Raw genomic sequence first — 13,898 nt, forward strand, 5'->3', positions numbered from 1 at the left:
GAGCCGCTCTACCCGGAAAATTAAGAATTGGTTTGATGCGTAAATTAGCTTGGGTATTTCTTTCTATTATCCGATAAAAAACGTAATGCTATTAAGATGAAAGCTCCCCAAGCTTTTGGCTTAGCGTTTCACGCATCATGCGCAAATTCTGATATAAATCTTTCCTTAGGTGTAGCTTGATTTGCTGCCGCAGTTTGTCATAAAAGTCATTGATAAACAAAGCGGCTTTGCCCATTAGTGGCAGGGTAATTAAATAGGCTGCCGCCCAACCCCAGCTTCCGGTAATCCAGCCAATTGCTGCTGTTTGTAGCAGCGCCATCAGTGGGACGGTGAGCACCCAGGCGCCATATTCGGTGGTAGCCCAAAACGCACGATCCCGGATTTTGCGCCGCACCAAAATAGATGGCACCAAAAATCCAATAAAGAAATTTATGGTTCCGTAAAGAAATAGTGGCAAAGCGACGATAGCAAGGAGAAGATTCCCAATAAAAGCCAAAGCAGAGCTTTTTCGCGCCACAGCGGCATCCGTCAGATGATGCTGCGCGAGCTCTTGCCGGTAATTTTCGGTTTTAGCAAAAAGTTGAGTGCCCTCCTCTTTATGTACCTCTTCGTAGCGCTGCAGTTGTTCAGCCAGCAGTTGTCGTTGCCTTACTTCATCTGCGGCATATTTAGTTTGGGAATTATGATGATCAATTTCGGTGAGCGTGAAAATGCTTTCGTAATGTTCACGGCTCTTGATATTTAGCGTAAGCGAAAATATGCGCTGCTTTAGCTCGTCGCGCAGGGCTAACATCGCTGTGGTTTCATTTTTACCGTATGCGGCCGCATAATCTTTTATATAAATAGGTTTTCCAAACTGAACCAACAGCTTGCGGTGGAAACGATAATAATGGCTGTAAAAAAGTCCTACAGGGACGATGGCAATATCCAAAGCAAAATCTTCGCGTTCGGCAGCCATGAAAGCAATGCGCGGAATAGCTTTTTTGTGTGGAGCCGATTGCCGCCTGAAAGTATGCATGCCCTCGGGAAATAACGCCAGCGCTCGCTTATTCTTGAGGACCCGCAGAGCCAGGTCAAACACCTCGTCATTCTTAGTTAGATTGTCTTTGCCGTCGCGGATGCGATAGACAGGGCTGATTTTGAGAAAATGCAGTATTTTATTGATAACAGGATTTCCGAAAATATCGGCGCGAGCCAGCCACACAGGTTGGTGCGGCACCGTGAGCAGCACAGCCATGGCATCCATCAGAGCATTCTGATGATTGGGAGCGAAAATGAGCGCAACATCTCTCGGAATGTTTTCAAGGCCGGATACTGTTATCTTTCGGTGGATCAGTCGGTGCAGCAAGCGTGCGTGAATGCGCAGCAGGTCGTAGCCCAAAGAGTAGTTTTCATGCTTCATTTCACGAGCTGTATTTTGCGTTTTGACCAAAATGTAGCCAGAGCCAATCCACTCACAATATGCCACACACCCCACCAGGCGGCAATGATCGTCATCCCGCCAAGTTCCATCTCCGGTGGAAATATTTTAGGATTAAACATCAGCGCCAGCGCAAGCCCCGAGTTTTGTATGCCCGTTTCGATGGTGATGGAGCGGCGGTCAATTCGTGGCAGCCGCATGATGGTACCCGCCATAAAACCGGTTCCCAGCGCCAGCAGGTTATGCAGAAGCACGATCAGAAACACCAACGGCACATATTTTTTGAAATGGCTGAAATTGGCCGAGAGTAAAATAATTACCAGAGCAACAAAAAACAGGATGGAGATAGTCTTGATGGGTTTGATGATTCTGGCTGTAAATCGCGGAAACCTGGATGCAATCGTGATCCCGGCAATCACCGGAAGACCCAGCAGCAGAAATACAGTTTGAAAAACCTGCTGCACATCAATGTCTAAAGGGCGCAGCAGTTCGCCGGCACCTTTGCTATAGTGGCCAATGTACCAATCGCCCCAGAGGGCAAAATTGAAAGGGGTCATAAAAATCGCGATCATCGTGGCGATGGCCGTAAGGCTAATGGAAAGCGCTGCATTGCCTTTGGCGTTGGCGCTCATAAAATTGGAGATGTTGCCTCCCGGGCAGGCGGCTACCAGAATCATCCCCAACGCAACGGTGGCGGTGAGATTTAATGAAATCACCAGCAGAAACGTAAGCGCCGGAAGCAACACAAATTGTGATACTACGCCTGTAATCACTGACTTTGGATGCGCCAACACATCCTTGAAATGTGAGATGTTGATGCTCAGCGCCACGCCAAACATGATAAATGCCAGCGCGATGTTGAGCGTATGAATTCCTGAGGCAGAAAAGTTGAGCCTTACATGGTCCAGTACGTCGAGAGAGTTGTGCATGTTAGTTTTGCAAAAGGGGCAAAAATAGCATTTCTAATTTGTAATAGAGGCGTCAAAATATCTCCATCTGATTCAACTTGGTTTTATGTTGATGATTAGGGAGGCCGGGCGGGCTTTCCGCTTTACCCTGCTTGCAGCAGCTGTGTTTTTGTAAGCGGTACGTGGGCTTCCTTCGTCAGCCTCTGCCCGCCAACAAAAACATCAGCCGCTGCTGCGCCGGGATGCCGCTTCAATCCCTGCCTCTGCAATCCGCAGTGAGCATGGCGTGTGGCGCATAGCGCAGGCTTTAGCCCCTGTGGTGGTACGGTAAAACCAAATATTGAATCTTGAGTTTTAGCCCCAACGAAGCGACATCTGATTTTAAAATTGAAAGTAAAAGGTTATCAGGAAAAGATGAGCGGTGAGCGACGAAAAAGAAGCCGGAGGTTTTATATTTTATTATTAGATATTCTGCAATTCGATATCGCTCCTGGCTCCTGGCTTCTGGCTCTTTGCGCCATGCGCCGTGCATTTTTCTTGTTCTTCCACATTTATCTTAGCTCCAACTGAGCGCAGATCGTCGAAAAAGTGTGGCCACGACTTGCTGATGCATCCGGCGCCGTAAATGGTAATGGGAGTTGTCGCCACAAGGGCAGCTGTGGCTGCGGCCATTGCGATGCGATGATCGTTGTGAGCATCGATAGTGGCTCCGGTAAGCGCAACGCCATGTATGTGCATGTTGTCGCCATCCAAAATGATTTGGATTCCCATTTTGGCGAGTTCCTGTTGCAGCGACAATCCGCGGTTGCTTTCCTTGTTTTGTAGCCGATGCACGCCACTCAGCGTGCTGGTTCCTCGCGCTGTTGCTGCCAACACAGCCAATGGCGGAAACAGGTCGGGGCAATGGGTACAGTCGAAACGAAAAGGCCGTGGCTGCTGCTGCCGGATGGTGATGCCGTTGTCGGAAATATCGACAGGGATTCCTGCTGTTGACAAGGCTTCAATGACTTGCCGATCGGCTTGCTTACTGTGGATGTCGAGGTTGTTAATGATGAGATCGCCAGCCAGAGCAGCAGCCACCATCATAAAAGCAGCGCCACTCCAGTCGCCTTCGATAGTGATTTCCGTTGGGTTATAGTTTTGGTTGCCACCGATATGATACGTTTCGGGCGCTATCTGTTTTATCTCTATTCCAAATTTTTGGATGGTTTCCAGCGTCATCAGCACATAAGGAGCGCTTTTAAGATTCTGAACGACAAGTTTGCTTTCACCACTCAGCAATGGCAGCGCCATGAGCAGACCACTCACAAATTGTGAGCTTTCGCTGCCATCGACCACCACTTCGCCGGCTTTCATTTTTCCGGAAAGGTGATAAGGTAATTTTCCGTGGTCAGAATTACAAAGGATGCCCATCTGTTGAAGTACTTTGCACAGGTTGCCAAGCGGACGTTTTAGCAAAGAACCCTTTCCGGAAATTGTGACGGGATCCTCGAAAAGTGCCGGAGTCAGTGCAATCATCAGGCGAGCTGCCAGGCCGGATTCGCCACAATCGAAAGTGAAAGATGTTGGGCGAAAAGCACCTTTGATTTCAAGCAGATCATTTTGATAATTTAAATCGCAGCCCAGTTGCCGGGCAATTTCCATCATGGCCAAAGCGTCGTCGCAGGGTGAAGGATGATGGATTATCGAAAGACCCTCCGCGAGCATCGCCGCAGCAATGGCTCGAATCGTCTGGCTCTTGGAAGCTGGAGCCGCCAACGTTCCCGTGATGGCCGATGGATAGACGGTAGCTTTCATGGTGAGAGCATAAAATTTTGAAGTTCTGTGACTGCTATTTTTTTTATCACTGCCTGACCAATATTTTCCAACAGCACAAAATGAACTTCCCCTCCCTCGCGCTTTTTGTCGGCGGTGAGCGCATCAACGATTTGCCGGGCATCGGCAGAAGTGCTGATGGGTAAATTAAGATTTTGGAGCAGGCGGATGATGCGCTCATATTGATTTTGCGAAAGCGAAGTATGTTTTAACGAAAGTCGCAGCGCGGCTGCCATACCAATGCTCACGGCGTGGCCATGGCTGATACCTGCCACCTTCTCGATGGCGTGGCCATACGTGTGCCCGAAGTTGAGGATACGCCGCAGGTTTTGTTCCTTCTCGTCGCGCAGCACCACGTCACTTTTTATTTGGTAAGAGCGCAGCGTGATGTGACGGATAGCATCTTTATCTAAATTTAAAATTTCCCGGAAATTATCTTCGATAAAATCGAAATAAGCAGCATCAGCTATCAGTGCATGTTTCACAACTTCGGCGAGGCCGTTGGCAAGTTCATAGGGGGGCAGAGTCTGCAATGTCGCCGGATCGCTCAGGATAAATCGTGGCTGATAAAAGGTTCCGACCATATTTTTAAAACCCTGAAAATTTATGCCGTTTTTGCCACCAATGGAAGCATCAGCTTGAGCCAACAGCGTGGTGGGAACAAAAGCGCAGGCAACACCCCGCAAATAGGTGGCAGCTGCAAAACCGGCGATGTCGCAAACGATGCCGCCACCCACGCCCACAAGCATGCCTGAGCGGTCGATGTCCAAATCGATCAGTTGCTGATAGATGTCGTGCATAGTAAGGAGCGTTTTGTGCTGCTCGCCGTCGCCGATGAGAATTACCGGAAGCCCCTGCCAGTGCTGCCCATAGTGCTGCTGAATTACCTGCTGGGTGATTATCACCGACTGTGCCGGGAGGTGCTGTCGAAGGTTAGAAATCGGTTCGTCCGACAGGTATTTGACAGCAGCAAAAGAATTAGAACTGGCGCTACTCATTGCGATTTTTAAATACTGTGGATTGATTCAAATGATTATTTATTACTGTTTGGTGATAAATTTCCAAGACCAAAAAGAAAATCCAAACATAAATAATATCTGCAGATGGCACTTCCCAAAAAATAATATCACTCCTTCGGATTGGCTGTGTGGGAATTTTAATTTTTCAAAACATGAAAATATTTATGAATCCCGCAGCTTCCCAGCAAGTCATGATACTGCCGCCTCGACGAGGCTCCTATGTTGATTTATTCACCACTCTACCATACTGTCGCCTCTACGAGGCTTTCGTTACTGCAAAGTGCTATTGCAGCTGCCGACTGAGAGCTACAGACTGCAGACTGGATTCCGGCATTAGGTCATTACTTCGTATTGGAGATTCTTCTCGTCAAATGCCTCACGGATGGTCTGCAACTGGTCGAAACTTTGCAGGTTAAAAGTGAGCGTAATGAGTACGAAACCAACGGGCACCGTAGTGATGGAGCGTTCGTGGTTGATATCGTATATGTTGGCGCGGATGCTGTCGAGGATGGTGATAAGTTGCTTTAACTCGCCGGCAAGGTCGGGGGTGAGTACTTTGATGCGCACGCGCAAACCTTCTTCCATCATCCCTTTTTCGAGTATCTGCTCCAGCATGCCCATGTTGATGTTTCCGCCGCTTATAACCGGAACTACTTTGCGGCCTTTCACGTCGATTTTCTCTGAAAGGATGGCTGCCATAGATGCTACTCCCGAGGGTTCGGCTAATATTTTGGCGCGTTGCAGCATAAGATAAAGGGCGTGGGATATTTCAGCATCGCTCACCACCACCAGCTCATCAACATATTTCTGCACGCACTCCAGGGTGAGATCGCCGGGAGTTTTTACAGCTATTCCGTCGGCGATGGTGTGCAGAGAGGCAAGGCTGCTCACGTGCCCTTGATCTACCGAAAGTTTCATCGACTGGGCTCCTTCGGGTTCTACGCCGATGATCCGGATTTTAGGATTGAATTTCTTAAGGGCTATGGCTATTCCCGAGATAAGACCGCCGCCACCGATGGGTACCACCACATCCTGGACGTCGTCGAGTTGTTTAAAAATTTCCAATCCAATGGTTCCCTGTCCGGCAATAATGTCGGGGTGGTTGAAAGGATGAACGAAACAGGCGCCGGACTCTTCCTTGAAAGTCATGGCTGCAGCAAATGCGTCGTCGAAGGTGGCACCGGTGAGAACCACTTCGGCGCCATAGCTGCGCGTGGCCATCACTTTGAGTGGCGGAGCAAACACCGGCATAAAAACGGTGGATTTTATACCCAAGCTTGTAGCGCTGTAAGCAACGCCCTGTGCGTGATTGCCCGCCGAAGCGCACACCACGCCATTGCTCAATTCTTCGGCACTAAGCGAACTCACCATGTTGTAGGCACCACGCACCTTGAAGCTGCCTGTCGACTGCAGATTCTCCATCTTCATAAATACTTTGGCGCCAGACATCATCGAAAACGACTTGCTCGATTCGAGTGGAGTAACTTTTACAATTTTGCGCAGCGTGCTTTCTGCTTTTATAATATCCGAAAAATCAGGTATTTGACTCATGAAAAATAAAATTTTGTGTAATTGCAAATTTAATCAATAACATAGGCTCAGGCGGCGGGGTAAGATTATGACAGAGCAGAAGAAGGTTGCTCTGAAATCACTATTAAAACGCAATCTTTTTTCGTTTTCGCGGATGGAAAATCAGACGCTGCCTTTTGAAATATTTGTTTATTTTGTTTGAACTTTTATTAATCCCAATTTGTTCGATTACAATAAGTTCTGACAACTAAATCTAAAATTATGAAAAACATCAGCAAATTTCTCATTTTAATGATTTTTGGTTCCGTGCTTTTTACGGGATGCCAGGGAAGTACAAATTCTGAAAATGCCGAAGCCAACGCCGCCATGAAAGATTCACAGAATGAAGATGGTTCGATGGCGCATTTCGACAAAGTGATCGGAGAGCTGCGCGACGGGCAAATTGTAATGGTTGCAGATGCTGACGAGCTCAGGGCACGTTGGCAAAGAGTTGTGAATGAACAAGTGAAGCCCGGTATTTCTTTTACGCGAATATGGATTGTTAATGAAGCCGATAATTATTTTTTGCGTGGTAGCGATTCCATCAACTATGCATCCTCCATCATCAGGCTGGCGCTGGATGGGGATAAAATATATGAACTTAAACTTAATAACGTAGGTAAGGAAGATCAGGTAGGTTCCGAAACTATAATGTGTTCCGGATGTGAAAGTTCAGGCCCCGGCGCAGTGGGCGAATGCGAAGTGCATTATGGGCTGGAGGGAGGTTATTATTGCTCCGACTGTAGCGCTGGCAATTGCCAGAAAACGCATATCTTGTCTGTAGGCAGAGGAATACTTTGAGCAGCTCCCTAGCCAATGTTTTCTGTAAAGTGAATGATTCTGAACGAAAGTTCCAAATAAACAAATCCCATATTTACAAAAATATTCGCGCTTAAGCGGAAAAAAATGATGAGCTTTTATCTGGTCGTTGTGTAATGGTCAAAACCTGAGACGGTATCTACGAGCATAGAGATCAGCCGTTACATCCTGCGAAGCGAGAAAGCGATTACTCTTTCTTCTTTTGTTTTGGTTTTAATATTCTCCAGCCGAACCTGGATTTTTATTTGTCCGTCATCGGATTGGTAGAGTAAGAGGTCACTTTTTGACTTTTCGGGTAACATTTTTCATCAATATTAACTCATTGCAATTTGCCAATGAGAGAGCGGCAGTGCAATGTTTAATTGTACCCCAAGAACTTACAACGAATTTATCTCGCTGGTAAGTTTAGCAAGTGTGTCTTTTGCGTTACCGAAGAGCATCCGGGTGTTGTCTTTAAAAAACAATGGGTTTTCGATGCCGGCGTATCCTTTGCCCATGCCGCGCTTCATCACGATCACGTTTTTAGATTGGGCAGCATTTATTATGGGCATACCATAGATGGGGCTACCGGGCGTTTCGTTGGCTGCCGGGTTTACCACGTCATTAGCACCTACTACAATCACCACATCGGTGTTGGGCATATCCTTGTTGATCTCGTCCATTTCAATCAGCTTTTCGTAGGAAACATCGGCTTCGGCCAGCAATACGTTCATGTGGCCGGGCATACGTCCTGCCACCGGATGGATGCCATAACGTACCTGCACGCCTTTTTCCTCAAGCACCTTTTCGAGCTCATGGATGGTGTGTTGCGCCTGTGCCACAGCCAGTCCATATCCTGGCACTACCACCACCGATTTGGAATATGAAAGTAATACAGCAGCATCGCTCATCGACATCTCTTTGATGCTACCCGTTTCGAGGCCTGCTGCTCCGGCGGCTTTGGCACCAAAACCCCCGATAATCACGTTGAGCAGCGATCGGTTCATTGCTTTTGTCATCAGTATGGTGAGGATGCTGCCGGCTGCGCCAACAAAAATACCTCCCAGAATCATTGCCAGGTTATTATAAATAAAACCTGCCATGGCTGCAGCAACACCCGTAAGCGAGTTGAGCAGCGAAATAACCACCGGCATGTCGGCGCCACCAATGGGCAACACGAACATGACTCCGTAAAGAATGGAAGCGGCAAAGAGCAGATAAACCAGCCAGGCGTACTGCTGTGGGTTCGGCTGCATCAGTATGTAAATGGTGGCTCCCACCAGAGCGGCAAGCACCAGCATGTTCACCCATTTCATCACTTGGGCGTTGATGTTTCCAATCTTTCCGGCCAGCTTGCCATAAGCGATAAGGCTGCCGCTGAAAGCAATGGAACCTATTATCAGCCCCAGCAAAGTTACGAGCAGGGATTCGTTTTGTGGATTGCCAAATTCGAGCAAACCCACCAGTGCGGAAGCTGCACCACCGGTAGCATTAAAAAATGAAACCAACTCCGGCATGGCGGTCATCTTCACGCGTTTGGAAATAACTATTCCCACCACGCTGCCCACAGCAATGGTAACGATAATAACGAGCATGCTCGTCCAACCAATGGTGTCTCCATCGGGATTTCGGTGCAGAAACAAGGTAGTAATCATGGCCAGCACCATGGCGCCGCCTGCATAAAAGTTTCCATTGCGTGCCGTGCGCGGGTGGCTAAGTAGTTTAAGGCCGACTACAAAAAATATGGCTGAGAGCAGGTAGCTGAATTCGAGGATGGCATCGCCTATGGCAAAATTGACGCCGCTGAATGTTTGTAATATCTGATCCATTTTTGGGTGACTATGCGTTGGGTTTGAAAATTAATGTGACTTATTATTGTGATGGGAGAGTGGTCGGCTTTATTTCTTTTTTTTAAACATCTCCAGCATTCGGTCGGTAACGGCAAAGCCGCCCGCCACGTTTAAGATGCCAAAAAATACGGCCAAAACACCGAGCACCAGCTCCAGCGAAAACTTTGTAACATCGGTATGGCCTACCAGGATAATCCCTCCGATGATGATGACGCCGCTGATGGCATTGGCACCCGACATAAGGGGTGTGTGAAGAACCGACGGTACGTTGCTGATAACCTCGATGCCAAGAAACACCGAAAGTGCAATGATAAAAATCGCCTCGCGGTATGAATAAAAAAAGATGAATATCTCGTTCATAAAAATAGAGTTTTAGAGTTTTGATTCTTTTTGTGGTTCGATAATAGATTTTACCCGTTGATTGATGATCTGATGGTTGTGGGTGATGCAAGCTCCCTGCACCACTTCATCTTCGAAGTTGAGGTTTAGATTCCCTTCTTTATCGATGATCAATGCCAGGAAATTCACTAGGTTTTTGCCATACATGCGGCTGGCGTCGATGGGCATGGAGGAGGCGTAGTTAGAATTTCCAATGATTTTCACACCATGCTCCACCACGGTTTTATTGTCTTGTGTCAGCTCGCAGTTGCCACCCGAAGAAGCCGCCAGATCGATGATTATTGAGCCGGGCTTCATTTGCTCCACTGTCTCTTTTTTTATAAGAATCGGAGCTTTACGACCAGGAATCTGTGCGGTGCAGATGATCACATCCGATTTTTTGGCATGATCCTGTATCAATTGGGTTTGCCGCGCTTTAAACTCTTCGGTTTGTTCCACTGCATATCCGCCGGCAGTGGCATCATCCACAGCGCCTTCCACTTCAACAAATTTAGCACCCAGACTTTTCACCTCTTCTTTTACGGCAGCGCGTACATCAAAAACTTCTACTACTGCGCCAAGTTTCCGTGCTGTGGCAACTGCCTGCAGCCCGGCTACCCCGGCTCCCAGTATCAATAATTTGGCAGGTCGGATGGTTCCGGCTGCCGACATAAACATCGGGAAAAATACCGGCAAATTCATGGCTGCTTCAAGCACTGCGCGATAGCCAGCTACAGTGGCCATCGACGAAAGCACGTCCATGGCTTGTGCTCTGGAGATTCGTGGGATGGTGTCTAGGCTAAAACACGTTAGACCTGCTTCGCGAAAATTTGCCACCATGGTAGTGTTGGTGAGTGGCTGCATCGTATTTACCACCACATGACCGGGCTTGAGCTTCTTTATGTCTTCGGCTGCAGGCGGGTTGATGGCCAGTAGCAGCACGGTCTGTTTTAGCAGCTCATCGCGCGACACTACCTTAGCTCCGGCAGCTTCGTAGTCTTCGTCGCTGGCAAAAGCATGAAGGCCTGCACCTTTTTCGACAAAGATTTGATTAGAATTTTCTGTAAGTAACTTTACAGCCTCGGGCAGCAATGCAACACGCTGTTCGGGTGAAATTTCAGTGAGGATGCCTATGTTCATATTTATTTAAAAATTTGCGCAAATGTAGATAACATTGTTTTGAAATAGCCGTAAAGATTTCCTGTAAAGGGAAAATTAACCTTTTTTGGCGTTTTTTATTTACCTTCTGCAACCGATATTCAGCACTCTATAAATACTATTTCACCGATACCAGATCGATCTCGAATATCAGTACAGAGTGGGGAGGTATATTGGGTGCACCTTTGGGGTAACCCAACGCTGAAGGGATAAAAAAAGTACCCGAGCCTCCTTTCAGTAAAAGTGGAATAGCTATTTTCCAGCCTTCGATGAGATTTGCAAGTGGGGAAATAAACGGTCCAATGGTGGTCTGGTCGAAGATGTTGCCATTGGTAAGATAGCCTTTGTAAAAAACCTCTACCGTCGAGTTGCGGGTCGGATGCTCGCCGGTACCAAGGACGGTGATCTTGTAATAAATGCCCGAGGCATGTCGCTCGGCGGTGATGTTGTTTTCGGCAAGATAATCCTGAATGACCTGTTCGTCGATCTGCGCCTGCTTTTCGTCGGAGTCATTTTTTTTGCAGCCGCTAAGTAATAAAGAAGTTGCTGCCAGAATTATCATTAGCGGCAGCCAGTGTTTCATCATCATATTCATTTTCATAATAATAATTAATTTTTACGAGCGGCAAAAATAGACCAAAAGCTGGTTTAAGAAAGCAAAAAAAGCTGCTCGCGCAAAAGCAAGAGCAGCTTGTGGTTTCAAAAATTAAAACCTTATTTCAAAATAGTAATCTTTTTATTGAGCACCGTCTGGCTGTCGATGACGATGTTGAGCAGGTACATGCCATTGTCGAATCGGCTCATGTCGATGGTGCCGTTGGTCAACTGGTCGTACTTGGCCATTGCCACGCCTGCAGAATTGTAAACAGTGACGGTGGCATTTTTGGCACCGCTGATGAATACTCTGCCGTTTGTTGGATTCGGATAGATGCGTACCGCCTGAACAGCATCATCAGCAATGCGGGTGTCCACGTCGAACTGGATGGTGTAAGTGAGCTTGGTGGCGCCATCTTCGGCAAATATTTCAACAGCAGTAGTGCCGGGCAAAACGTCGGTTGGAAGTACGATGGCAATTGCATCACCGCTTTCAGTTTGTACGGTTATTACGGGTACTTCGGTAGCGCCTTGGGCCAGCGTAACGATGTATTCATAGGTATCCGGGTCGAAACCTTCGAGTAGAGTACCATCCATCAAAATTTCGGAAAGCTGTGCATTGGTACTGTAGTTGGCATCTTCGACTGTGTAGTCGGACTGGTAAACGTACAGTGACGACAAATCCTGAACAATAACGGCTACGCCCAGGTCGTCCCACTCTTCTACGTGGGTGCCAGCCAGATTAACAATTTCGCTGATGCTTACCGGCATACGGTCTTCAAGGTTCACCGGGGTACCCAATGCGTTTGGAACCATCTTCATCATCACATGTTCAAATTCGGTTTCTCCGTTGGATAATGCATTTTGGGTGGTTAAATATTCAAATACCACGATGTACACCTGCGCATTGCCGATGTTGGTAAAAGGAATCAGGTTAACATTAATGTCCATCACCGTGCCGGTAAGGGTATGCGAGCCAACCACTTTTACAAGGCCGAAATCGGTAAGTGCGTTTTGGAACATCGGATCAATTACTCCCATGTTGTCGGCGTGAGCGCCGTCGAGGGTGGTCCAAGGTACCCACGTAACACCGTATTGATTGCGACGTGTGCCACCTTCGGGCGTATAATATGGGTCGCCACTTAAGGGCCAGTTCATCTGGTATTTTACCAAAGTAATCTCATCTTCGTGTGTATTGCACCAAGGCACAAAATGAAGATTAAAAGTTGCACACGGTCCGCAGGTGGAGCTGGTGAATTCTTCGAGCATCACCCGGTGAGGAACGCTATAGCTGATCACACTAATATCTTTTTGTAACATGTCGTTGCCGGGGAACATATCCGGGGCACCGTTAACATTTACAATATTTACCTGAAGCTCATAGGAGCCGATGGTTAGATTGAGCATGCCGTCGAGAACGAATTCCTGGCTTTCGCCAAACTTCAGATCCAATCCCGTAAAGCTTGTTGTAATAGCATTGCCACCATCAATCTGATAACTCATTTCCAGATCTGTAATGATATTAGAACCAAAATTCTTAACCAGCGCGGAGACCTCCGTGGGTTGGGAGAGGAAGTCGGGAGTGTTGATGAAGAGCAGGCCGGCATCCAAATCTATAGGGTTGTTAAGCCAGATGTCGTCGATGAAATAACCCTCGAGATTGTACAAGTTGCCGCTTACAAAGAAGCAAAACCGGAAGTCGGATTGTCCCACATCGTCATTGCTGATCATAATCGACTTGAGCTCGGGGCCAATGTTTCCGATAACATTTGTTTCCAGAACTGTATTCCAGGCACCTCCGCCCGACTGGGTAGCTACGCCGATGCTATAAGCAGATCCAATATAATTATTGAGGTAATGCCGGAATTCGAGCATAACACCTTGTTGTCCGGTGAGATCGACGGCAGGACTGATTAAGCGTGTGGTCCCCGTTTGAGCAATGTATGTGAACATAGCTTCGGGCGCTGTACCACCGGCGTTTGAAGTATTGTTGATCGACCATTTGGCTGCATACTCATCAATAGTCCATCCGGCTGGAGGCATGGTGCCCTCGTCGAAACCTTCGAATACAAAGGTTTGCCCGTTAACACCTGTAATGAAACCGACAAGCAAGAGGATCAGGAGTAGTTTTTTCATAAATAAAGTTTATTGAGAGTTTTTAATTAAAAAAAATAGTCTTGCAAAAGTATATTTTTACCTTTCGAACGATTGCAGCAAGCAATTAATAAAAACTAACAGGTCGGTTTTGTGCGCATAGCGCCCGATACTTCCTCCTCCTCTTTTCGCGCCAGCCGTGTCATTCCAATGCTGCACATGCGGCAAGAAATCTGTTGTATTTCGGCCATTTAAAAAGTGTTGTTATTAGTAGTAGTGAAGAATCTATTTTTAT

At 47.3% G+C, this 13,898-nt stretch carries 11 protein-coding genes; 1 reads left to right on the plus strand and 10 read right to left on the minus strand.

Annotated elements, in window-relative coordinates; genetic code table 11:
• Positions 1 to 91: 91 nt before the first annotated feature.
• The 5 genes from VFC92_10760 to ilvA all read right to left on the minus strand — a co-directional run bounded on the left by VFC92_10760 (position 92) and on the right by ilvA (position 6,713).
• Positions 92 to 1,402 carry a 1-acyl-sn-glycerol-3-phosphate acyltransferase gene (locus VFC92_10760; protein HZK08669.1) on the minus strand — a complete coding sequence of 437 codons (1,311 nt, stop codon included), beginning with the start codon at positions 1,400 to 1,402 and terminating at the stop codon, positions 92 to 94.
• A complete protein-coding gene (locus tag VFC92_10765) occupies positions 1,399 to 2,349 on the minus strand; it encodes a bile acid:sodium symporter family protein (protein HZK08670.1) in 951 nt (316 codons plus the stop codon). The genes VFC92_10760 and VFC92_10765 overlap by 4 nt, the downstream gene beginning before the upstream one ends.
• A gap of 441 nt (positions 2,350 to 2,790) precedes the next feature.
• Positions 2,791 to 4,125: a 3-phosphoshikimate 1-carboxyvinyltransferase gene (gene aroA / locus VFC92_10770; protein HZK08671.1), complete on the minus strand. Its 1,335-nt coding sequence runs from the start codon at positions 4,123 to 4,125 to the stop codon at positions 2,791 to 2,793.
• Positions 4,122 to 5,141 carry a 3-dehydroquinate synthase gene (gene aroB, locus VFC92_10775; GenBank protein HZK08672.1) on the minus strand — a complete coding sequence of 340 codons (1,020 nt, stop codon included), beginning with the start codon at positions 5,139 to 5,141 and terminating at the stop codon, positions 4,122 to 4,124. The genes aroA and aroB overlap by 4 nt, the downstream gene beginning before the upstream one ends.
• Positions 5,142 to 5,495: 354 nt before the next feature.
• A complete protein-coding gene (ilvA, locus tag VFC92_10780; protein HZK08673.1) occupies positions 5,496 to 6,713 on the minus strand; it encodes a threonine ammonia-lyase in 1,218 nt (405 codons plus the stop codon).
• A 240-nt stretch (positions 6,714 to 6,953) separates the two neighbouring features.
• Between ilvA and VFC92_10785 the strand changes: the two genes are divergently transcribed.
• The gene (locus VFC92_10785) at positions 6,954 to 7,532 is read left to right on the plus strand and encodes a hypothetical protein (GenBank protein HZK08674.1); all 579 of its coding nucleotides are present in this window, start codon (positions 6,954 to 6,956) and stop codon (positions 7,530 to 7,532) included.
• Positions 7,533 to 7,927: 395 nt separating this feature from the next.
• Here VFC92_10785 and VFC92_10790 read toward each other — a convergent pair whose 3' ends face one another.
• The 5 genes from VFC92_10790 to VFC92_10810 all read right to left on the minus strand — a co-directional run bounded on the left by VFC92_10790 (position 7,928) and on the right by VFC92_10810 (position 13,645).
• A complete protein-coding gene (locus VFC92_10790) occupies positions 7,928 to 9,358 on the minus strand; it encodes an NAD(P)(+) transhydrogenase (Re/Si-specific) subunit beta (protein ID HZK08675.1) in 1,431 nt (476 codons plus the stop codon).
• Positions 9,359 to 9,427: 69 nt separating this feature from the next.
• Positions 9,428 to 9,739, minus strand: coding sequence for an NAD(P) transhydrogenase subunit alpha (locus VFC92_10795; protein HZK08676.1), 312 nt, complete (start codon positions 9,737 to 9,739; stop codon positions 9,428 to 9,430).
• Positions 9,740 to 9,751: 12 nt separating this feature from the next.
• Positions 9,752 to 10,897, minus strand: coding sequence for a Re/Si-specific NAD(P)(+) transhydrogenase subunit alpha (locus tag VFC92_10800; GenBank protein ID HZK08677.1), 1,146 nt, complete (start codon positions 10,895 to 10,897; stop codon positions 9,752 to 9,754).
• A 136-nt stretch (positions 10,898 to 11,033) separates the two neighbouring features.
• Positions 11,034 to 11,516: an FKBP-type peptidyl-prolyl cis-trans isomerase gene (locus VFC92_10805; protein ID HZK08678.1), complete on the minus strand. Its 483-nt coding sequence runs from the start codon at positions 11,514 to 11,516 to the stop codon at positions 11,034 to 11,036.
• A 113-nt stretch (positions 11,517 to 11,629) separates the two neighbouring features.
• Complete coding sequence (locus VFC92_10810) at positions 11,630 to 13,645, minus strand: T9SS type A sorting domain-containing protein (protein ID HZK08679.1); 2,016 nt, start codon at positions 13,643 to 13,645, stop codon at positions 11,630 to 11,632.
• Between the last annotated feature and the right edge of the window lie 253 nt (positions 13,646 to 13,898).

The sequence above is a fragment of the Bacteroidales bacterium genome (assembly GCA_035647615.1).
In the GTDB taxonomy this organism is placed as follows: Bacteria; Bacteroidota; Bacteroidia; order Bacteroidales; family 4484-276; genus SABY01.